We start from the raw sequence: 20,814 nt of genomic DNA, 5'->3' as shown, positions 1-20,814 counted from the left end.
GCGAGAGAGGTGGTTTGAGATGCTCCACCACCAGCTCGAGAACCCCGGTACCGGGCGATTTCTGTGCACCAGCCCTGGGCGGGTGGCGATCGCGGGGGACTGGCACGCCAACACGGCATACGGTGTCGTGGCCATCGCACATGCGGCGAAACGCAACGCCGACGTCCTGATCCACCTCGGGGATTTCGGCTTCGCGTTCACCGATGCCTATCTCGATGCGCTCGACCGTGCGCTCGACGATCGACTTGGACGGGTCACCGTCGTCGCCGAACCTGCGCACCCCCGAGCCGAAGAGCTGACAGAGCGGGCCGGGACTGGCCAATCCCGCATCACACGAGGGACGCAGGGAGGCTTCTGGTCGTACTGATCCAGACGCCTCATTCCAGCAGGCTGTGTCTTGCCCGACATCGGTCAGGCGAGGATCGAGACTGGCCAGCAGCGCGCGGTTGACCGCGTCTGGTGGCCACCACCGCGGGAATTGCGATCGGCACGCACCTTCAGTCACGGCGCAGGAGGCGACGCGATGATGGTGTGGTGGATCGAGTGCGTCGGCAGCGATAGGGGCGATCGCCCGATTCGGTGTGGATGGGGCGATCACACACCGGCGGACGTCGGAGTTTCCGTGGGCGACGGCGATCGTCAACGTGACCGGCGCTGCTCCTCGGGTTCGTAGCCGGATTGGTTCCCTTTTCACGATGTCTTGCTGGAAATTCAGCTGATCGTGGGTGTCGGGTTCTGCGGCGGGTACACGACCTTCAGTACCGCCAGTTTCGAGACCGTGCGGCTGATCCCACGCCAGCGGTACGCCACCCGGCGTCGCGCGGTCGGCACCCTGCTGGTGACCGTCGCCGGCAGTGCCGGTCTCGCCCTGGCTGATGGGGTGTGAGGAGAAGACGACCATGACCAATAACGACAACCACCCGACGCGGGAGACGCTGCGGGACTGGCGCACCCCGCTGCGTGTCGACGGTCCCGCGACCTCCACTCCGGTGGTGTGCCATCTGGTGGTCGGCTTCGACCGGCACCCGGCCAGCCACGCCGCCCTGACCCACGCGATGGACCTCGCGGGCCGACTCAATGCTTTTCTGCACGTCGCGCACATCGTCGACATCGACGACATGCCCGTCGAACCCGACCGGGACGACTGGGAACAGCGCTTCGCCGACGCCGTCGAACAAGAACGCCGGGAGGCCTGCACCATGCTGGCCGCGCTGCCCGGCAACTGGGCCTACTACTCGCGGGAAGGGAATCCTGCGCAACTGTTGACCACGATCGCCGAAGCGAACGATGCCCTGATGATCATCATCGGCACCTCCCGGGGCGGCGCAATGTCCCTGTTCGAGCGGTTTCTCGGCGAATCGGTGTCCTCGAAACTCGTCCACCACGCCCGCCGACCCGTCCTGTTGGTCCCCGCCCCCCGCAAGGAGCAGGGGTGACACCGCACGACCCCGCCGCCGGGAACCTCCGCACCGCCGGGGGAACGCCCGATCTCGCAAGCGCTGCCGTCGATGGGTGCGTGGGGTTCGTGGTCGCGTTCGGTACGGTCAGCCTGCTCGCGGATGGCCCTCGACCAGATCGGCGCGTGATCGGTCCGCTGACCGTTGCAGCGGTCCTCATGATCAGCGGCGGGCACTACGGCCCGGCGCTCGGGGTGCCCGCGATCTTCGGCGTCGCCGTTACGGTCGGCCGACACATCGACGACGCGGCGGGTAGTCGAAAGAGCATGCGAAAGACTCCGATCTGAACCTCGTCGCCGTCCACCAGTCCGGCGCAATCGACGGGCTGCCGATTCAGATAAGTTCCGTTGAGAGAGCCGGCATCACACAGGGTGAACGTTGCATCGTCCCGGCGGATTTCGGCATGCCGACGCGAGACCGTTCCGTGGCCGAGCACGATCTCCGACCTGGGATGGCTGCCAAGCACGGTGACGTCGCGGTCGACGGCAAGGGATGCACCCTTCGCCGGCCCAGGGCCCCGGGTCACGACCAACTGCGGGGCGCCGCCACCCCGATCGTCCGGAAGACACGTACGCGGCAAGTCGTCGGTCAGCTTCATCATCGTCACCTCGGTCAACATCTCCCAAAATACCCCCATGGGTATATATAGATCAACCGGGACAGGTGCTAGGACATTCCCGTGGCGCCCACCTCATCCTCGACGGACGAGACGGCGGTGAATCGGGTGCCCCCGGATGATGAACGCGGCACTTCCCGAACCCGCCGGACTTCCTACAATCGATTCGAGGATCTGGTCCGCGATCTTGACCCACACGTAGGCGGCGTACGTCCTCGCCACACGGACGGGCGGTCATGATGCTCACCTGGTGCATTCGATCCCTGCGGTGCAGACGAGCCGTGCGCTCGCGACCCTGCTGCTCATGCCGACTGCACTCGGGAGCCGGCCAGGCGCCGGTCCTTGTATGGGCTGCCGCCGCAGCGCATTCCCCCGGGATGCGATCAACCCCTCGGCGCACGCTGCGGGCTCGTGTTGACGGGTCGGGGGTGGGTTTCGTACATGCGGACCGCGACGGCCAGGGCCGAAGCGGCACTGACGGCGGCGGCACCCCACACCGCGGCGTGCAGTCCCATCAGGTCGGCGACGATGCCGCCGAGGATCGCGCCGACGGCATAGCCGCTGTCGCGCCAGACCCGGTAGATCCCGACGGCGCGGCCGCGCCAGGCCGGGTGTGCGACGTCGCCGATCACGGCGAGCAGGGTGGGGTAGACCATGGCGGTGCCGGCCCCGAGCAGCACCGTGCCGGCCGCCCACCCGGTGAAGCCGTGGGAGGCGGCGATCAGCGCCAGGGCTGCGGCTTGCAGGGTCATGCCGGCGGTGATCAGGTGCTTGCGGCCGATCCGGTCCGAAAGGGCGCCGGTGACCAATTGTCCGGCGCCCCATACGCCGGGATAGAGGGCGAAGAGCACACCGATCTGCCCGGCGCCCAGGTCGGCGGTGGCGAACAGCAGGGGGAACAGGCCCCAGGAGAGCCCGAAGTTGAGGTTGTTGACCAGCCCGGCCTGGCTCGCCGAGGACAGGGCGGGTTCGGTGAAACTGGTTGCCGCAGCGATTTGCCGGTTGGTCAGATCCGCGTGCAGGTGATCGTGCATTCCGTCCGCACGCGGGGTGTGCTGGGTGGCTTCCAGGCGCGCGTGGTCGCGGGTTTCGTGGATGAATACCCCGGACAGCAGCAGGGCCAGCGCGGTGTAGGCGAGTCCGAGCAGGAACGGGGCCGGTCGTAGCCCGTACTGGTCGGCGAGGTAGCCGGCCATCAGCGAGCTGACGGCCACGGCGCCGTAGCCGGCGGCCTCGTTCAGTCCCATCGCCAGGCCGCGGCGGGCGGGGCCGACCAGGTCGATCTTCATCACCACGGTGGTCGACCAGGTCAGGCCCTGGTTGATGCCGAGGAGCACGTTGGCGGCCACGACCCACCACCAGTTGGGGGCGGCGATGAGCATCAGCGGGACGGGGATGGCGAACAGCCAGCCCACCAGCAGCACCGGCTTGCGGCCGAAGCGATCGGACCAGGTTCCGGCGAAGTAGTTGGCGGCGGCCTTGGTGATTCCGAACGCGGCTACGTAGGTGAAGATGAAGGTGTAGCCGGTCAGCCCGAATTCGCCTGAGGCGAGCAGCGGCAGCACGGTCTGCTGCTGGCCGACCATGCCACCGACGAGGGCGTTGACCGCGACGAGCAGGCTGAACTGGGCGAGGTTGGGGCCCAGGCCGAGTCGGATCGGCCGGGGCGAGGTGGTGCTCCTGCGACGGTCTCTGCTCATGCGCCGGTCTCGAGGGTGCGCCCGGTCGCGTGGGCCCAGTCGTCGGGACCGCCCTCGAGCACCGTCAGCTGTCGGTGGCCGGCGCGTTCGAGCAGGCTGGCGGCGCCCATCGCGCGTTCGCCGTGCCCGCACATCACCACGGTGGGCTCGCGGGGCAGGTCGTCGACCCGGCCCGGGAGGGCGCCGAGTTCGATGTGGATGGCGCCGGGCAAGTGCCCGGCCAGGTATTCGGGGCGTTGACGGATGTCGAGGACCCGGACATTGCCGACCCCGTCGGGGCCGGTCAGCGCCGTGGCGGCCACCGCGAGTTCGGCGGCGGTCCAGGCGGCGAGGCCGCCGTCGAGTTCACCGATCAGATTGTCGTACCCGATTTTCATTGCTTGCCAGACGATCTCGTCCACGTCCTGGTCTTGGTCGCGGACGATGATCAGGGGCCGGTCGGCCGGGGCGAGCCAGCCCAGCCAGCTGGCGAAGACCGGCCGCAGCGGGATCGACACCGCACCGGGGATGTGTTCGGCGGCGAACCGGGCCAGCGCGCGCACATCGATCAGGGCGGCGCCCCCGGCCAACTGGGCGCGGACGGTGTCGACGGTCAGCGCCGGCAGCACCGGATCCTGGTCGAGGAGTGGAGGACCGAGTCGGTTGACCTCCCCGAGCCGGCGGAAGTACGGCGGATAGCTGCCCAGCGATCCCAGCAGTTGGTCGACGAACGCGTCCTCGTCGCGGGCGGCGAGCAACGGGTTGGTGGCGCGTTCGCGGGCGATGGTGCTGGTGCGTTCGGCGCCGGGCGGGGCCGAGCAGAACGAGCCCGCCCCGTGCGTGGGCCACACCGCCACCTCGCCGGGTAGCGCGGCGAGACGGCGCAGGGAGGCGTACTGGGCGCGGGTGAGGGCCTCGGTGCGCTCCGGAGAGATCAGGTCGGTACGGGCGGCAGAGCCGACCAGCAGCGAGCCGCCGGTGAACACCCCGACCTCCTTCTCGCCGTCGAGGAGCAGGTAACAGAGGTGTTCGTGGGTGTGCCCGGGCGTCATCAGGGCCCGCAGCCGCAGCCCGCCCAGGTCCACCTCGTCGCCGTCGCGCAGCCCGGTATGGGGATACTCCCGGTCCCCGGCGGCGGAGGCCAGCACCCGCGTCCCGCCGGTGGCGCCGAGCTGGTGGGCGCCGGAAAGGAAGTCGGCGTGCAGGTGGGTGTCGGCGGCGAACGCGACGGTCAACCCGCGGCGCGCGGCCGCGGCGTGCACGGCCCGCAGGTCTCGGCTGACGTCGACCACCAACGCCCGCCCGTCGCCCAGGTCCACCAGATACGCGGAGTTGCCGAGCCCCTCGTCGACGAGCGGCACCAGATCGATCCCGGCCATGGCCTTCTCCCTGCCTCGGCTCCGTGGGCGTCCCGGGCGGAACACCCGATCCATGTTCTACACTATTCCAAAGATGATTGGAGAATGCCATGGGTGATCGGATCGCGAAGACCGAACTGTTCGACCAGTTCGCCCGCGTCGGCAAGGCGCTCAGCAGCGGCAAGCGGCTCGAACTGCTGGATCTGCTCGCCCAGGGCGAACGCACCGTCGACGCCCTTGCCCGCGCCTGCGAGCTGGGACTGACCACCGCGTCCGCGCATCTGCAGACCCTCAAGCAGGCCAACCTGGTCGCCACCCGCCGCGAGGGCACCAAGGTGTTCTACCGGCTCGCCGGCGAGGACGTGGCGCAGCTGTTCGCACTGGTCCGCACGGTCGCCAACGAACACCTGCCCGATGTCGAGGCCGCCCGCACCGCGTATCTCGGCCCGGCCGACACCGAACACGTCAGCAAGGACCAGCTGCTCGAGCGGGCCCGGTCGGGGAAGGTGACGGTGCTCGACGTGCGCCCCCGCGAGGAATACCAGGCCGGGCACATCCCCGGGGCGGTGTCGATTCCGTTGGACGAGTTGGCCGATCACCTGGCCGACCTGCCGCCGGATCAGGAGATCGTCGCCTACTGCCGCGGCGCCTACTGCGTTCTCGCCCACGACGCGGTCCGGCTGCTGACCGACCACGGCCGCCGCGCAGCGCGGCTGACCGACGGCATGCTCGAGTGGCGGCTGGCGGCCCTGCCCGTCGACTCCCTGACCTGACCACAAACCCGGCTGTCCCGTGTGGGCCCACGCCGGATCCGTCTTTCACGACGACGACGTTGCCGGTGGCGACTGTTGCGGTGGATTTGATGGACTCGCTCGACACCCGGGAGCGAAGCGCCGAAGCGCGGGTGCCAGGGGAGTTGCTCGATGACATCCGGTGAGACGCGGCCGGAGTGGGCGGTGGAGGCACCGGTCGGTGGATAGGGCCGCCGTGACCGCAGGCCGCCGAGATCGCTCGGGAGATTCCCGCAGAGCAGTGGACGCTGATCGGTGGCTGATGGTTCAGCTTCACGCAGTCCGGGGGGTTTGCCGCAGACCAGAGCGACGGGTCGAAGTCGACATGGTTCTGCACGATGCGGAGCGCACGGCACAGATCGGAGCACCGGACAGGTGGCGCAGTCGAATGCGGGCGAGGGCGGGGTCGGAGCTGTCGACGGCGACGGTCGCTCCGGTGATGCGGCGCGGGCCCTCTGACCGTGATCTTCACCAGTACGGAGCCGCGACGCCTGGCTTCGCCGCGCCCATTGACAGTGCTCATCAAGGCGGCATAGCGTTGAATTCATTATTCGATGAATTCATGGATAAGCCTGTATCTCAGGTTCGGGAGTGCTCATGCGGGCAATGATCATCAAGGAATTTCGTGAGCTACGGCGAGACCGACGCACCCTCGCCATGCTCGTCGCGCTGCCGCTGTTGTTGCTAGTCGTCTTCGGATTCGCCGCGAACTTCACCATCACGACACTCGAAACGGCAATCGTCGGACCGAACGCAAACACGGTGGCGGACCGCCTCGCGGCCGACCCGCAGGTGGCGCAGGTTCTGCACGTCGACACCGTCGATTCTGCGGGTACCGACGCGACGGCGCGCACGGCACTGCGCGACGACGTTTCCGACCTAGCGATCGTCACGGGGGCAGGGAAGCCGACCGTGTATATCGACGGGTCCAATCTCTTCGCCGCACAAGCGGCCAAGATTGTCGTCGCGCGAATGGGTCCCACCGTCGATTCCGAGGTCCTGTACAACCCCGACCTGAAAACATCATGGGTGATGGTGCCAGCAATCATCGGACTTATCCTCACCTTCATCGGCACCATCATTACCAGCATCGGTCTGGTCAAAGAGCGTGAGGCGGGCACACTGGAACAGCTTGCCGTGATGCCCTTTTCGCCAGCCGCGGTGATCTCCGGGAAGATTGCACCCTATTTTCTGCTGGCCGCAGTGGACATGGTGGCGGTGACTCTGCTCGGCATCTGGATCTTCTCGGTACCGTTCAACGGCAACGCACTGATCTTCGCGCTCGGGGCGGCGATCTTCTTGTTCGCGGTACTCGGTCTGGGGGTGTTCATCTCCACGATCTCCAAGACCACCGGCCAAGCGATCCAGGCAGCGATGATGGTGCTGCTGCCTCAGGTCCTGCTGTCCGGCATGATCTTTCCTCTCAGCGCCATGGCCCCAGGCGTCCGCTGGATCGGGTACCTGCTTCCACTGACGTACTTCACGAAGATCTCGCAGGGGGTGATGCTGCGTGGGGCCGGTATGAGCACCTTGTGGATCCCGATTGCTGTGTTGACCGCGATGGCACTGTTGATCTTCGGGGCGGCGGTGTTCCGGCTGAAGCGGTCGATTGCACCGAGGGGTAAGGCGGTGGTACGCAGTGGCCTCACGTGACCGTGCTTGGGGTGCGGCTGCGCTGACAGTGCGACTCGGCGGTCGGGTCGTGCTCGACAGGGTGACTGTCGATATTCCGCGCGGGGAGATCACCGCGGTGGTTGGGGGCGACGGGGCGGGCAAGACCAGCCTGCTCGGGGCACTGGCCGGCCGGATCCCGATTGCCAGCGGTACCGTCACGATGCCTGCAAAGGACGAGATCGGGTTTCAGCCGAGCACCGCCGGGGTGTGGCGGGACCTGACGGTGGACGAGAACATCGAATTCGTGGGCAGCGCCTACAGAATGAGTCCGGACCTGCTGGGCGACCGAAAAGCTCGGCTACTCGGCCCGGCAGGTCTGGGCGGCGTCGGCGACCGGCTCGGCGGCCAGCTCTCTGGCGGCATGCGCCACAAACTGGGCTTCTGCATGGCGATGCTGCATCGTCCTCTGGTGCTGCTACTCGACGAGCCGAGCACCGGCGTGGATCCGGTCAGTCGGGTGGAGTTGTGGCGGATGGTGGCGGAAGCAGCGGCAGCGGGCACCGCGGTGCTGATGTCGACGACGTACCTGGACGAGGCCGAGCGTGCACACCGAGTGCTGGTTCTCGACGGCGGCGAGATCCTCGGGTTGGGAACACCGGACGAGATGATCGCCTCGATTCCGGGCACGATCAGTACGGAACGGAATCGGCCGCTGGGTGAAGCTGCGAACCGAACCTGGAGGCGAGGAAGCATGTTTCGTGTGTGGAGCCCGTCAGGTCGGGGACGCTGCGACGAGCACACCGATCTAGAGGACGCAGTGATCGCGCTGATGTTGGCACGCAACGAGCAGCGGAACTCCGAGCATGTCTGAGCGAGTGGCGATCGACGTGCGTGGTGTGTGGCGGAACTTCGGCGCGTTCACAGCAGTCCGAGACATGTCACTGCATGTTCGCTCGGGGGAGATCGTCGGCTTGATCGGCGCGAACGGGGCCGGCAAGACCACGCTGATCCGGATGATCCTCGGGCTCGAGGCGGTCGATCGGGGAGCGATCGATGTGTTCGGTGCACCGCCCTCGCGGCACACCCTCCGCCGACTCGGCTACATGCCGCAGAGTCTCGGGCTCTACCAGGAACTATCGGTCCGGCAAAACGTCGAGTTCGTGGCCGAGGCATTCGGACTGTCCGAGCAACCTTTACCGGAGGCGCTCGAGGCGGTTGCCGCGCGTCCGGTCCGGGAGATCGGGCTCGGGTTGCAACGTCGGCTCGCGTTCCACTGCGCACTGTCGCACCGACCGGAACTGGTGATCCTGGACGAGCCGACCTCGGGCGTAGACCCGCTGGCCCGTACCCGGCTGTGGGACACCATCCACGACCAGGCGGACACAGGCTGCGGGGTACTGGTGACCACGCACTACTTGCAGGAGGCCCAGCAGTGCACCCGACTGGTGCTCATGTCCCACGGACGCCCGGTGGCGCGCGGAACCCTCGCCGACATCATCGGAGGGCAACGGGCGGTCGCCGTGCAGACGGCGGAGTGGGCACGGACGTTCGAAGCGCTGATGAGGGCGCAGCTGCCGGTGACACTCGACGGACGGGTCGTACGGGTAGCGGGTGTCAGCACCGCCGATGTGCGCAGGGCGCTCGACTCAGCCGGGCTAAGAGCGGCGGTGACAGAGGTGCCCGCCACCTTGGAGGAGACGATGGTACTGATCGACCGCCGGGCAGCAATCGAGTCCTGATGGCGGCAGGTGCACGAAGCGGACGACGCCCAGGAACATCCGATACCAGAGATCAAATCCTCAGCGCTGCAAGAGAAGAGTTCGCGAGAGCCGGATACGATGCGGCGACTGTACGCGCGGTTGCCGCATCCGCCGGAGTGGACACGGCGTTGGTTCACTACTATTTCGGCACCAAGGAGAAGCTCTTCCTCGCGGTGATGGACGCCCCGTTCGACCCGCGACAATACGTCGACTCAGTCCTCCAAGGACCTCGCGACCGGATCGCCGAGCGGCTGCTGCGGACCGCACTCGATCTCTGGGATTCCCCCGCGGGAACAGCGGCAGTGGTTGTACTGCGAAGTTCGATGGCACATGACCGCAGCGCCGCACTCTTGCGGGAGTTCCTACTCAAACGAGCGCTGCAACCGATCGCGGAGTCGATGGAGCCCGACCCCGAATTAGCGCGTTGGCGCGCGAATCTCGTCGCCACCCAACTGATGGGTCTCGCTTCGATGCGCTATCTGCTCGCCATCGAACCACTGGCCTCGGCCTCACACGAACGGATCATCGACATGATCGCTCCCAATCTGCAGCGGTACCTCACCGGAGATCTATGTCGCTAGACGGCGCCTTCTCTGCACGCTCGAGGATCTGGCGGATGCGGTCGACATTCGCCGCCGGGCTGACCGCCAGGATTCGGCGAACCAAGCGATCGAGATGATTGACGTTGCGGGACTTCCGATTGCAGGCAGCGCAGATCGGGCGGCCCTCCCAGTCGCTACTGCGCGTGCACTTGCGGCGTCCGGGTCCTCGTCGGGGACATCGGAGTTGCGCCAGAAGTCGAAGATGCCGGCGAGAGGCAGAATGTCGGTCTCGGCCGGGTGGATTCTCTGCACCAGTCGTGCTCGCTCTGTGCAGAGGATTCATGGCCTGCGGGTGCTGCCGGTCGGGCGTCACCGTCGCGACTCCAGCCGGTCGGAGGGCGGTGCCCACCGTCGGGTGGTATCGCTGCGCCAGCCGGTTAGTGGATGAGCGTTCCGAGGACCGGCGTCCATTCGATGATCCTGTGGGTGGGAACCAGTCCGTGGGTCACGAAGGGGTCTTGGGCGAAGAGCTGTTCGACGGTCTCGGCGGTGTCGGCGGCGACGACGATGAATGCGCCGGAGTCGTCGGCGTAGGGGCCGGAGACGATCACGGTCTTCTGTTCGACGAGGTCGGCGAGCCAGGCTCGATGTGCGGTGCGGTGTTCATCGCGGCCTGCAGCGGTGACGGCGGAGTAGGTGTACTCGACGACGAAGAGGGGCATGTTCTCACTTTCTCGGTGGGTGGGTGCCGTGAGGGGTCGCGTGGCGATTGTGGATCCGTGTACTGCAGTTCAGGATTGGGGCGGTCGTTTGCCCGGTGGTGGGTGGCTGTGGGAGATGGTCAACCGTCGGGGTCCTCGGTGGTGCCGCCCCAGATTCCGAAGGGTTCGCCGACGCTCAGGGCGTGGGTGCGGCATTGGGCGAGCACCGGGCAGGTGCGGCAGATCCGTTTGGCTGCCCGCTCGCGGCCCCGTCGATCGTGATGGGTTTCGCCTTCCTGGGGGAAGAACAGGTCGGTTTCGACCTGTCTGCAGGTGGCGCGAAGTTGCCAGTCCCATAAATCGGTCCGCGGTGCATACAGGTGGGTCGAAAGGGTAGTCGACGACATGTGGCGCTACCTCGCATCGTGAGGATCAGCAGTGGCTGCACAGACGCTGTGCACTGCAGGGTGGGCAGCGTTCATGGCGAAAGAACTCCGAATGCCGTAGCCAGCCGGGCGATCTTCTGGGCGCGGCCCAGACGGGGCAGGTCGCTGCCGTCGCGGATGATGCGGCCACGGGCTTCGAAGTCGGCGAGGAAGTCCCGGGCCCAGGTGGCGTCGTCGGTGGTGGGGCTGATGGCGGCGTTGATGACGGGCAGGTGGTCGGTTTTCAGGCACAGCTTGCCGGTCAGTCCGAGGGTGGTAGCCAGCGTGGATTTCTCGTGGAGGACTGCGTGGTCGTCGCTGACGGTGGGTCCGTCGATCGGGCCGGGGAGGTTACCGAGTCTGCTGGCGATGACCAGGCGTGAGCGCGGATAGGCCATGGCGAGGTCGTCGGCTCCGGTGCCGGTGTCGCGCCGGTAGTCGCCGCTGCCGAAGGCCAGGCGGAAGGCGCCTCGGGCACGTGCGATCTGTGGGGCTTCCTCGATGCCCAGGGCGGACTCGATCAGTGCGAGCACCGGGGTCGCGCCGCCGAGGCGGTCGAAGGTTTCGGTCACTTGCTCGGCGGACTCGGTCTTGGCGAGCATCACCCCGGCCAGGCCGGGAAGGCCCTTCAAGGTGTCGACGTCGTCGGACCAGAAGGGGGTCGAGCGGTCGTTGATCCGGACCCACGCCGATCGTTCTTCCAGCCATCGGGTGACGTCGACACGGGCGTCGGGTTTCGCGGTGGGGTCGACGGCGTCTTCGATGTCGAGCACGATCTGGTCGGCCCGGGACTGGTCGGCGTCGTCGAAGGTGTCTGTCCGAGTTGCGTTGACCAGCAGCCAGGTACGGGAGATTTCGGCGTCTACCGCGCGGGGAGGTGTCGAGAGTTTCTCGGTCATGGTCATACCGTTTCCTTATCGACCGGATGAGCGGGTTCGCGGCCGGCGAGGACGTCGATCACGGCCTGGGCGGCGGCGAGACCGGCGCGGTTGCGGGCCTCGACGGTCTGACCGGCCAGGTGTGAGGTGATGAGCACGTTGTCGAGGCCGCGGAGTCGGCTGTCGGCGGGGAGAGGTTCTCGGGCGACGACGTCGAGTGCGGCGCCGGCGATGTCTCCGGCCTCGAGGGCGTCGGCGAGGGCGTCCTCGTCGACCAGGCTGCCGCGGGCGGTGTTGATCAGGACCGCGGTGTTCTTCATCGCCTGCAGGCGCTTGCGGTCGATCAGGTGCTCGGTCGTGGCGGCGGCGCGGGTGTGCAGGGACAGGTAGTCCGCGGTGGCGGTGACGGTGTCGAGGTCGACGAATTCGATGCCCGGGTCGCCGGTGGGGTGTGCGGTGTGCACGGCCACCGACATTCCGAACGCCAGACCGAGTTGGGCCACGGCCCGGCCGCTGGGTCCGTAGCCGATGATGCCGAGGGTGGATCCGCGCAGTTCGCGGCCGGCGTCGCGGGGCCAGCGGCCGTCCCGGACTCCGCAGAGGACGGCGGAAAGTTTACGGGCGGTCGTCAGGATCAGGGCGATCGTCATTTCGGCGACGGCGTCGTGGTTGACGCCGGGGGTGTTGCACACTCGGACGCCGTGGCGGGCGGCTGCCGCGAGATCGACGGAATCGTAGCCGACGCCGCTGCGGGCGATGACTTTCAGTGACGTGGCGGTCTCGAGCATGTCCGCGGTGATCGGTTCGCTCGCGATGACGGCTCCGTCGATTCCGTCGAACAACGCCAACGCTTCCGCGCGGTTGCGGGCACCGCGGGCGGGTGCGTAGGTCACCTCGTGTCCGTGCCGGCGCAGCAGGGTGTCGATGTCGTCACCGGGACCGAGGTAGTCGGTGGTCACCAGAACGCGTGACATACAGGTCATTTCCTCTCGAGTTCGTGTGTGTTGCGGCCGAATGCGGCAGGGTGAGGTGGCCGCGTCGCCGCGGCCACCCCGCCCTGTCATGTCGGCACTGTTGGTTACTTTCCGGCTTCTTCGTGCTTGCCGGGCCGGGCACCGAGCACTGCTCGTGCCTTCTCGGCGTCGAAGTCGTTCTCCCACTTGCCGATCACGATGGTGGCCATCGCGTTGCCGAGAACGTTGATGAAGACCCGGCCCTCGTTGAGGATGCGGTCGACACCGACGATCAGGGCGAGTGCGGCGAGGGGGACGTGGCCGACGGCGGTGATCGTGCTGGCGAGGACGATGAACGCTCCGCCCGCGATGCCGGCGGTTCCCTTGCTGGTCAGCATCATGACGCCGACCATGATCAGCTGCTGCTGCCAGGACAGGTCGATTCCGACTGCCTGGGCGAGGAACAGTGAGGCCATCGTCAGGTAGACCGCGGATCCGTCGAGGTTGAACGAGAACCCGGACGGGATCACGATGCCGACGACCGGCTTGCCGACACCGAGGTCCTCGAGCTTGCGGACCAGTTGCGGCAGCACCGCCTCGCTCGAGCAGGTGCTCAGCGCGACCAGGAGTTCGGCCTTGAGGTACCGCATCAGCGAGAACAGGCCCACACCGCAGGCGCGGCTGATGACCCCCAGGACCACGATGACGTACACGATGCAGGTGCCGGTGAACAGCAGGATCAGGTAGCCGAGCTGCTGCAGGCTCTCGGCGCCGTACTTGGCGACGACCGAGGCCAAGGCGCCGAAGGTGCCGATCGGGGCCAGACGCATGACCCAGCCGACGATCTTGAACACCACGGAGGTCAGCGCGGAGATGCCGTCGTTGATCGGTGCGGCCTTCTCGCCGGAGACGTTGAGGGCGCAGCCGAACACGATCGAGACCAGCAGTGCGGCAAGGATTTCGTTGCCGGTGACGGCACCGAACAGGTTGGTCGGGATGATGCGGTCGATGAAGTCGACCGTGCCGTGGGCCTGGCCGGCGCCGGGGATGCTCTCGGTGTCGAGCTCGGCGAGATTGATGTTCATGCCCGCGCCCGGTTTGAAGACGTTCGCCACGACCAGCCCGATGAGCATCGACAGCAGCGACAGGACCATGAAGTAGCCGAGCGCCTTGGCACCGATCCGGCCGGCCTTCCGGAGGCTGTCCATCGACGCAATGCTCTGTGTGACCACGCAGAACACGACCGGGACGACGATCATCTTGACGATGCCGATGAACCAGTCGTTCAACGGGCTGAGTGCGGCGCCGACGTCCGGGAGCAGGACGCCGACCGTGATTCCGAGGACCGCCCCGAGCAGCACTTGGAACCACAACTCGCGCATCAGTCGGCTGAGCCGCGAGCGTTCAGGTTCGGTGTGGCTCGGGGACATGGTGGTAGTAGTCATCGCGAGTGCTCCTTCGCACATCGGACCAGGTGGCGGTCCCCGCGTCAGCCGGAACCATGGAGGTTGGGGGTCAGTGGTGCAGTGCGCGGAGCACCTTGTAGAAGGCGGCCTTGCCCTCGAACCCGATGCCGGGGATCTCGGTGAGCCCGACCCGGCTGTTCTCGACGACGGCACCGTCGGCAAAGCCGCCGGTCGGCTGGAATTCGCCCGGGTAGGACTCGTTGCCGCCCAGCTTCAGTGCGGCGGCGATGTGCAGGGAGAATTGGTGTCCGCCGTGCGGGATGCACTGGCGCGAGGACCATCCGTGGTCCTTGAGCATCTCCTGCACCCGCAGGTATTCGGTGAGGCCGTAGCTCAGGGCGGGGTCGACCTGGATGATGTCACGGTCCGGGCGCATGCCGGCGTAGCGGATCAGGTTCCGGGCATCCTGCAGCGAGAAGAGGTTCTCACCGGTGGCGATGCGGCCGGAGTAGTTCTCGGACAGCACGGCGTTGAGGCGGTAGTCGAGCGGGTCGCCGACCTCTTCGTACCAGAACAGGTTGTAGGGCTCGATGGCCTTGCCGTATTCGAGGGCGGTCGCCAGGTCGAAGCGGCCGTTGACGTCTACCGCGAGGCGGGATCCGTCGCCGTCGAGGACCTCGAGGACGGCGTCGATACGCTGGAGATCCTCCTTGAGGTCGGCGCCGCCGATCTTCATCTTGACCACGTTGTAGCCCATGTCGAGGAAGCCGCGCATCTCGTCCTGCAGGTCTTTCAGGGTCTTGCCGGGCGCGTAGTAGCCGCCGGCGGCGTAGACGAAGACCGAGTCGTCGGGCCGGCCGTCACCGTACTTGTCGGAGAGGTAGCGGTAGAGCGGCTTGTCGGCGATCTTCGCCGCGAGGTCGAACAGGGCCATGTCCATGACACCGACCGCGACCGAACGCTCGCCGTGACCGCCCGGCTTCTCGTTCTTCATCATGATGTCCCAGGCCCGGGTCGGGTCCAGGTCGCCGGCCTCGTCGAGCAGCGCTTCGGGGTCGGCGTCGAGCAGCCGGGGAATTGCTCGGCGGCGCAGGATCTCTCCGGCGCTGTAGCGGCCGTTGGAGTTGAAGCCGTAGCCGACGATCGGCTCGCCATCTCGCATGACGTCGCTGACGATCGCCACGATCGAGCAGTCCATCTTGCTGAAGTCGATCCAGGCGTTCCGGATGGACGAGCTGATCGGGACGATGCCCTCGTGTACGGAAATGATCTTCATGAGTTCCCTCTCGTATCGGTCTTATAAGTTGTAAGTCTTATAAGATGCAAGAGCGATGTTAGACTGATCGTGGCGCCGGACACAAGGGCCAATTTGTGGCCGGGAGCACAGACCGAGGATTTGGGTGAGGGAGGGCACATGCAGCCGACGAACGTCATGAACGTCTATTCGAGCAAGGGCGACGTTGCGTACGGCGAGCTACGTCGGCTGATCTTGAGCGGCGAGCTCGCCCCGGGATCACGCCTGGCGCAGTACGAACTCGCCGACAGCCTCAAGATGAGCATCACCCCGCTGCGGGAGGCGATCCGCCGTCTGAGCAGCGAAGGGCTCGTGGAGATGGACTCGCACCGGGACGTGCGAGTGGCACAGATGAGCGCACAGGAGGCCCGCCAGCTCTTCGAGGTCCGCCTCTCCCTCGACCCCACCGCCGCCGAACTGGCCGCCGCACGGCGCACCGATCAGGACATCCTGTTCATGCGCTCCGCCCTGAACCGACTGGTGCCGGTCACCCGTAAATGGGGCGAAGAGGGCCTACAAGCCCACCGCGAATTCCACCGTGCCCTCTACGTCGCCTCCCACAACGACGTGCTGATCCGGTTACTCGACGACGTCTGGGACAAGTCCGACCGGTACCGCCGCGTCGGCCTCGAACTCCCTCCCGGAGACGAACCCCGCATCCGCGACCTCGACGAACACCGCCAGCTGTTCGACCTGGTCGTCGCGGGCGATGCGGCCGGCACCGGCGAGCTGATGCGTCGGCACATCACCGAAAGCCTCACCGCCAGCGCCATCCGCGCCCTCGAGGAACGCGAGGGCGCGACCTCACGCGAGCCGGCCTGACCGGGCGGCCTCACCGGCCCCGATAACCAAACACCCGCATCACCTGAGCGGCAGCGCCGATAGTGCTGCACGCCAGAGTTTCTGGACCCCGAAGGGAAGTCACCACACCATGGGCGCAACACATCGGATCGCAGTCATCCCCGGCGACGGAATTGGGACGGAGGTCGTCCCGGCGGGACTACGGGTCCTCGAAGCCGCGGCGTCGGCATTCGACTTCCGACTTGACTACGAGCAGTACGACTACGCCAGCGCCGACTACTACACCAAGACCGGCACGATGCTGCCCGACGGCTGGTTCGACCAGCTCAACCAGTTCGACGCCATCTTCTTCGGCGCCGTCGGCTGGCCCGAGGTGGTCCCCGACCACATCAGCCTGTGGGGAAGCCTGCTGCAGTTCCGCCGCCACTTCGACCAATACGTGAGCCTGCGGCCGGTCAAACTCCTGCCCGGCATCACCAGTCCGTTGGCGGGCCGCGAACCCGGTGACGTCGACTTCTTCGTGGTGCGGGAGAACACCGAGGGCGAATACTCGAGCATCGGCGGCAAGATCTTCGAGGGCACCGACCGCGAAACCGTCATCCAGGAAACGGTCATGACGCGAACCGGTGTGGACCGAATCCTGAAGTACGCCTTCGATCTCGCCCAGTCCCGGCCCAAGAAACACCTCACCTCCGCGACGAAGAGCAACGGCATCTCCATCACGATGCCGTACTGGGATCAGCGCGTCGAAGCGATGGCCCAGAACTTCGCCGATGTCGCGGTGGACAAGTACCACATCGACATCCTCACCGCGAACTTCGTTCTGCACCCGGACTGGTTCGACGTCGTCGTCGCCAGCAACCTCTTCGGTGACATCCTCTCCGACCTCGGCCCGGCCTGCACCGGCACCATCGGCGTGGCCCCCAGCGGAAACATCAACCCCGAGCGCACGTTCCCGAGCCTGTTCGAACCGGTCCACGGATCGGCCCCCGACATTGCGGGCAAGGGCATCGCCAACCCGATCGGGCAGATCTGGAGCGCGAGCATGATGCTCGACCACCTCGGCGAGACCGAGGCTGCCGCCGCCATCATGACCGCAGTCGAGGACGTCCTCGCCGTCGGCGGCGACACTCTCACCCCCGACATCGGTGGCACCGCCACCACCCAAACCCTCGGCGACGCGATCCGCCGACAGCTCGAAACCAACACCTCGCGGGTCACCTCCTAGACCGGTCGGTCGAGCAGCTTGACGTGGAACTCCCCGGCTGCCGCGCACGCAGCACGCCTACTTCCCGAACGGCTGCCGAGTGCCCTCGCCCGTGGCGGTACATCGGTAAGTGAGTGTCGGTAATCGCGGCTACGCACGGGTCTCCAGCGCAGACCAGAACCCCGACCACCAGGTCGATGCGCTGCGCCGCGCCGATGTCGAAGCCGAGAACGTCCACGTCGACCATTTGGTGCTGGTGCGAAGACGGTGGCGAGGCGGCTGATCGTCCGCGCTCGGCCGAGTTTCGTCAGGTCACTGCCATTTTCGATGCGCGCACCGTCGACGCCGAGTTGGTCGATGATCTGGCGGGCCCAGTCGATGTCGGTGTCGGTGGGGCTCAGGGCGCGGTTGATGACGGGGGCTTGTCCCGGGTGCATTCACAGCTTGCCCGACATGCCCATCGTGCGCGTCACGGTCAGGGCATCGGCGAGCGCGTCGTCGGCGGAGGTGAGGGTGGGACCGTCGATGGGGCCGGGCAGACCCGCTGCCTGGCTCGCCACCACCGATCGTCCCGGGCATAGGACAGGGCAGGCGCGAGATCGGCTGCCCCGGTGTCGCGGCGGAAATCGCCGCTTCCGAAGGCGAGCCGGGAAGTGGGCTGTGCGGAGGCGATGTCGTAGGCGCGTTCGATGCCGAGGGCCGATTCGACGAGTGCCATAACGGGGGTCCGGGCGGGCAATCGGGCGGCGGTCTCGGTGACATGCTCTGCCGACTCGCATTTGGCGAGCATCACGCCCAAGAGCCCGGGTGTTGCCTCGAGTGCGTCGAGGTCATGGCTCCAGTCCTCGGTGCCGGCGGGTTGACGCGGACCCAGCCGGTGCCGCCGCGAGAGAACCAGAGGTGGAGGGCTTCTCGTGCCGTGGGTCTCGCGGAGGGGACGACACCGTCTCGAGGTCGTAGATGACGGCGTCGGCCGCTCCGGTGTGTGTTTCGGTGAAGTGCCTGCTGTGTGCTGCGGATACGAGCAGCCACGATCGGGCATCGGCGGCGGGGACGTCGGTACGGTTCTGCGGTGTCGATGCCATGGCGGCTCCTCCGAGTGGTGGTCGCGGTGTTATCGGGACAGCCATCCACCGTCGACGGACAGGGCGGTGCCGGTGACGTAGGCGGATGCGGCCGAGGCGAGGAAGACGGCTGCGCCTGCAAGATCTTCCGGTCGGCCCCAGGTGCCGGCGGGGATGCGGCGCAGCATGTTCTCCGCCCGGGCGGGGTCCTCGCGGTGCGCGGCGGTGAATTCGGTTTCCATGTAGCCGGGGGCGATTGCGTTGACGCGGATGCGTTGGGGTGCCCACTCGTTCGCGAGCGCTCGGGTCAGTCCGAGGATGCCGTGCTTGGAGGCGGCGTAGGACGGGACCTCCATTCCGCCTTGGAAGGAGTTGATCGAGGCGATGTTGATGATGCTCGCGGCGGCATTGTCGTCGAGGGCGGCCTGTGCGAAGGCCTGGCTGAGCAGGAACGGGGTGGTGAGATTGAGGTCGAGCACTGCCGACCAGTCCGAGGGCGTGGTTTCGGTCGCGGGGCCGCGGCGGATGATGCCGGCGTTGTTGACCAGGATCGTCGGAGGCCGTAACTCGGCTTTGGCCCAGGAGATCAGCTCGGCCGCGGTGTCGGGTGACAGGTTGCTGAGGTCGGCGGTGCGGGTGGCGCAGTGAACGCCCCGGGCGCGCACCTCCTTGGCGACCTGGTCGAGGTCGCCGATGTCGACGGCGAGGATGTCGGCTCCCGCCTCGGCGAGTGCGATGGCGAGTGCGCGGCCGAGGCCGCGGGAGGCACCGGTTACGAGGGCGGCGTTGCCGTCCAGCCGGAACAGGTCCATAACCGTGGTGTGGGCGGGTGTGTTCATGGGGGAGGCTCTTTCGAATGGTGGTGACCGGGCCGGTGTGCGGGGTGAGCGCCGCACACCGGCCCGGCGGCTCATCAGTTGCGGGTGGCCTCGTCGAGGACCCGGTCGTGTTCGAGGGAGGTGCGGGCGGTTTCCTTGGCGGCGATCACCGCGATGATGGTGATCACGGCGAGGACGGCGAGGTAGATGCTGACGGCGATGGTGTTCTTTTCCTCGACGGTGCCGAGCAGTGCGACCGCGATGACGGGGGCGAGGCCGCCGGCGAAGACGGAGGCGAGTTGGTAGCCGAGGGAGGCGCCGCTGTAGCGGACGCTGGTGCCGAACAGTTCGGAGAACATCGCCGCCTGCGGCGCGTACATCAGGGTGGTGAAGATGAGGCCGATGAAGATCGCCGCCGCGATGACGGTTTGGTTGCCGGTGTCGATGAGGGGGAAGAAGACGAATCCCCAGATGCCGGCACCGAGTGCGCCGGTGAAGTACAGCGGTCGCCGACCGACCCGGTCGGACAGGGCGCCGATGATCGGGGTGAGGAAGAACTGCGCGACGGAGGCGATCAGCACACCCGCGATGGCGGCGCTCTTGGGCATATCCAGGTAGGTGACCATGTAGGTCATCACCACGACCGTGAAGATGTAGTACGAGGTGTTCTCCACCAACCGCAGCCCCATCGCGATGAGCACCTCGCGGGGGTATTTGCGCAGGACCTCGATGATCGGTGCGTGCTCGGCCTTGTGGTTCTCGAGGGCCTTCTTGTTGGCGGCGAAGACCGGGGATTCTTCGATGCTCAGCCGGATCCAGAGACCGATCAGGACCAGTACGGCGCTGAGCAGGAAGGGAATTCGCCAGCCCCAGGAATCGAAGGCTTCGTCGCTCTGGAACAATGCCAGCACCCACAGCACCACCGCCGAGAGGAGGTTTCCGAGGGGTACGCCGGCCTGGGTCCACGACGTCCAGAATCCGCGGCGGTCGTTGTCACCGTGTTCGGCGGCCATCAGGACCGCTCCGCCCCATTCGCCGCCGACGGCGAAGCCCTGCAGCAGTCGGCAGCCGATCAACAGGAGCGGTGCGGCCATACCGATGCTCGCGAAGGTCGGCAACAGGCCGATGGCGAAGGTCGCGGCGCCCATCATGAGCAGGCTGACGACCAGCATCTTCTTGCGACCGAGTTTGTCACCGTAGTGGCCGAAGACGATCCCGCCGAGCGGGCGGGCGAAGAAGCCCACCGCGAACGTGGCGAACGCCAGCAGGGTGGCGGTGGCCGGTTCGCTGTCGGGGAAGAACAGGGGCCCGAAGACCAGCGCGGCGGCCGAGCCGTAGAGGAAGAAGTCATACCATTCGACGGCCGTGCCGATCATGCTGGCGAAGGCGACCTTGACGATCGAGGTGCGCCCGGCCGCGTGGGTAGCGGGTTCGGCCGCAATGTCGGGTG

The 20,814-nt window shown here is 67.0% G+C and carries 24 protein-coding genes and 2 pseudogenes; 12 read left to right on the top strand and 14 right to left on the bottom strand.

Annotated features, from left to right (window positions below):
• The first annotated feature begins 19 nt into the window (after window positions 1-19).
• The 4 genes and pseudogenes from G9373_RS32295 (at window position 20) to G9373_RS32280 (ending at window position 1,744) form a co-directional block, all read left to right on the top strand.
• A complete protein-coding gene (locus tag G9373_RS32295) occupies window positions 20-367 on the top strand; it encodes a hypothetical protein (protein WP_005571916.1) in 348 nt (115 codons plus the stop codon).
• Window positions 368-557: 190 nt separating this feature from the next.
• Window positions 558-886: pseudogene (locus tag G9373_RS32290) on the top strand (CrcB family protein).
• 13 nt (window positions 887-899) lie between these two features.
• Window positions 900-1,436 carry a universal stress protein gene (locus G9373_RS32285; RefSeq protein ID WP_005257435.1) on the top strand — a complete coding sequence of 179 codons (537 nt, stop codon included), beginning with the start codon at window positions 900-902 and terminating at the stop codon, window positions 1,434-1,436.
• Window positions 1,433-1,744, top strand: coding sequence for a hypothetical protein (locus tag G9373_RS32280; protein WP_005257434.1), 312 nt, complete (start codon window positions 1,433-1,435; stop codon window positions 1,742-1,744). Before G9373_RS32285 ends, G9373_RS32280 begins: the two co-directional genes overlap by 4 nt.
• Here the strand turns inward: G9373_RS32280 and G9373_RS32275 are convergent.
• From G9373_RS32275 to G9373_RS32265, 3 genes are all read right to left on the bottom strand, one after another.
• On the bottom strand, window positions 1,633-2,055 hold the full coding sequence (locus G9373_RS32275; protein ID WP_240960870.1) for an FHA domain-containing protein: 423 nt from the start codon (window positions 2,053-2,055) through the stop codon (window positions 1,633-1,635). The two genes, G9373_RS32280 and G9373_RS32275, sit on opposite strands and share 112 nt — an antisense overlap.
• A 401-nt stretch (window positions 2,056-2,456) precedes the next feature.
• Window positions 2,457-3,773 (bottom strand): MFS transporter, encoded by a 1,317-nt coding sequence (locus tag G9373_RS32270; protein ID WP_167118858.1) that lies wholly within the window; start codon window positions 3,771-3,773, stop codon window positions 2,457-2,459.
• Complete coding sequence (locus G9373_RS32265) at window positions 3,770-5,131, bottom strand: MBL fold metallo-hydrolase (RefSeq protein WP_065491391.1); 1,362 nt, start codon at window positions 5,129-5,131, stop codon at window positions 3,770-3,772. The genes G9373_RS32270 and G9373_RS32265 overlap by 4 nt, the downstream gene beginning before the upstream one ends.
• Window positions 5,132-5,220: 89 nt before the next feature.
• Here G9373_RS32265 and G9373_RS32260 point away from each other — a divergent pair, with 89 nt between their 5' ends.
• The 5 genes from G9373_RS32260 to G9373_RS32240 all read left to right on the top strand — a co-directional run bounded on the left by G9373_RS32260 (window position 5,221) and on the right by G9373_RS32240 (window position 9,856).
• On the top strand, window positions 5,221-5,883 hold the full coding sequence (locus G9373_RS32260; RefSeq protein WP_167118855.1) for a metalloregulator ArsR/SmtB family transcription factor: 663 nt from the start codon (window positions 5,221-5,223) through the stop codon (window positions 5,881-5,883).
• Window positions 5,884-6,507: 624 nt separating this feature from the next.
• On the top strand, window positions 6,508-7,554 hold the full coding sequence (locus G9373_RS32255; RefSeq protein WP_037203949.1) for an ABC transporter permease: 1,047 nt from the start codon (window positions 6,508-6,510) through the stop codon (window positions 7,552-7,554).
• A 61-nt stretch (window positions 7,555-7,615) separates the two neighbouring features.
• Entirely contained in the window at window positions 7,616-8,386 is a 771-nt protein-coding gene (locus G9373_RS32250; protein WP_005561000.1) for an ABC transporter ATP-binding protein, read from the top strand.
• Window positions 8,387-8,390: 4 nt separating this feature from the next.
• Window positions 8,391-9,254, top strand: a complete 864-nt coding sequence (locus tag G9373_RS32245; protein WP_005257413.1) for an ABC transporter ATP-binding protein — start codon at window positions 8,391-8,393, stop codon at window positions 9,252-9,254.
• Window positions 9,254-9,856 carry a TetR family transcriptional regulator gene (locus G9373_RS32240; RefSeq protein ID WP_167118852.1) on the top strand — a complete coding sequence of 201 codons (603 nt, stop codon included), beginning with the start codon at window positions 9,254-9,256 and terminating at the stop codon, window positions 9,854-9,856. Before G9373_RS32245 ends, G9373_RS32240 begins: the two co-directional genes overlap by 1 nt.
• A gap of 398 nt (window positions 9,857-10,254) precedes the next feature.
• Here G9373_RS32240 and G9373_RS32235 read toward each other — a convergent pair whose 3' ends face one another.
• From G9373_RS32235 to G9373_RS32210, 6 genes are all read right to left on the bottom strand, one after another.
• Window positions 10,255-10,539 carry a YciI family protein gene (locus tag G9373_RS32235; RefSeq protein WP_005561003.1) on the bottom strand — a complete coding sequence of 95 codons (285 nt, stop codon included), beginning with the start codon at window positions 10,537-10,539 and terminating at the stop codon, window positions 10,255-10,257.
• 119 nt (window positions 10,540-10,658) lie between these two features.
• Window positions 10,659-10,925, bottom strand: coding sequence for a WhiB family transcriptional regulator (locus G9373_RS32230; RefSeq protein WP_005257408.1), 267 nt, complete (start codon window positions 10,923-10,925; stop codon window positions 10,659-10,661).
• A 71-nt stretch (window positions 10,926-10,996) separates the two neighbouring features.
• Complete coding sequence (locus tag G9373_RS32225) at window positions 10,997-11,842, bottom strand: CoA ester lyase (protein WP_065489735.1); 846 nt, start codon at window positions 11,840-11,842, stop codon at window positions 10,997-10,999.
• Between the two features lie 2 nt (window positions 11,843-11,844).
• Window positions 11,845-12,795, bottom strand: a complete 951-nt coding sequence (locus G9373_RS32220; RefSeq protein ID WP_167118849.1) for a phosphoglycerate dehydrogenase — start codon at window positions 12,793-12,795, stop codon at window positions 11,845-11,847.
• 104 nt (window positions 12,796-12,899) lie between these two features.
• Window positions 12,900-14,219 carry a cation:dicarboxylase symporter family transporter gene (locus G9373_RS32215; protein ID WP_240960866.1) on the bottom strand — a complete coding sequence of 440 codons (1,320 nt, stop codon included), beginning with the start codon at window positions 14,217-14,219 and terminating at the stop codon, window positions 12,900-12,902.
• A 70-nt stretch (window positions 14,220-14,289) separates the two neighbouring features.
• Window positions 14,290-15,456: a mandelate racemase/muconate lactonizing enzyme family protein gene (locus G9373_RS32210; protein WP_167118846.1), complete on the bottom strand. Its 1,167-nt coding sequence runs from the start codon at window positions 15,454-15,456 to the stop codon at window positions 14,290-14,292.
• Between the two features lie 138 nt (window positions 15,457-15,594).
• Between G9373_RS32210 and G9373_RS32205 the strand changes: the two genes are divergently transcribed.
• From G9373_RS32205 to G9373_RS46915, 3 genes are all read left to right on the top strand, one after another.
• Complete coding sequence (locus tag G9373_RS32205; protein WP_167118843.1) at window positions 15,595-16,296, top strand: GntR family transcriptional regulator; 702 nt, start codon at window positions 15,595-15,597, stop codon at window positions 16,294-16,296.
• Window positions 16,297-16,405: 109 nt separating this feature from the next.
• Window positions 16,406-17,503, top strand: a complete 1,098-nt coding sequence (locus G9373_RS32200) for a tartrate dehydrogenase (protein ID WP_167118840.1) — start codon at window positions 16,406-16,408, stop codon at window positions 17,501-17,503.
• 109 nt (window positions 17,504-17,612) lie between these two features.
• Window positions 17,613-17,765, top strand: coding sequence for a hypothetical protein (locus G9373_RS46915; protein WP_240960872.1), 153 nt, complete (start codon window positions 17,613-17,615; stop codon window positions 17,763-17,765).
• Window positions 17,766-17,919: 154 nt separating this feature from the next.
• On the opposite strand, the gene G9373_RS48335 is transcribed toward G9373_RS46915, so the two are convergent.
• The 5 genes and pseudogenes from G9373_RS48335 to G9373_RS32185 all read right to left on the bottom strand — a co-directional run.
• The gene (locus tag G9373_RS48335) at window positions 17,920-18,042 is read right to left on the bottom strand and encodes a hypothetical protein (RefSeq protein WP_005257386.1); all 123 of its coding nucleotides are present in this window, start codon (window positions 18,040-18,042) and stop codon (window positions 17,920-17,922) included.
• A 98-nt stretch (window positions 18,043-18,140) separates the two neighbouring features.
• Window positions 18,141-18,200: pseudogene (locus G9373_RS48330) on the bottom strand (hypothetical protein); the annotation flags it as partial.
• Window positions 18,201-18,312: 112 nt separating this feature from the next.
• Window positions 18,313-18,567 carry a hypothetical protein gene (locus G9373_RS48325; protein WP_332113146.1) on the bottom strand — a complete coding sequence of 85 codons (255 nt, stop codon included), beginning with the start codon at window positions 18,565-18,567 and terminating at the stop codon, window positions 18,313-18,315.
• 29 nt (window positions 18,568-18,596) lie between these two features.
• The gene (locus G9373_RS32190) at window positions 18,597-19,385 is read right to left on the bottom strand and encodes an SDR family oxidoreductase (protein WP_206032847.1); all 789 of its coding nucleotides are present in this window, start codon (window positions 19,383-19,385) and stop codon (window positions 18,597-18,599) included.
• Between the two features lie 74 nt (window positions 19,386-19,459).
• The coding region (locus tag G9373_RS32185) for an MFS transporter (RefSeq protein WP_240960865.1) at window positions 19,460-20,814 on the bottom strand (1,355 nt) is incomplete at its 5' end.

The sequence above is a fragment of the Rhodococcus sp. A14 genome (assembly GCF_011603105.1).
Taxonomy (GTDB): domain Bacteria; phylum Actinomycetota; class Actinomycetes; order Mycobacteriales; family Mycobacteriaceae; genus Rhodococcus_F; species Rhodococcus_F opacus.
Note: the sequence above shows the minus strand (reverse complement) of the source record. Positions and strands in the feature narration are given on the sequence as shown.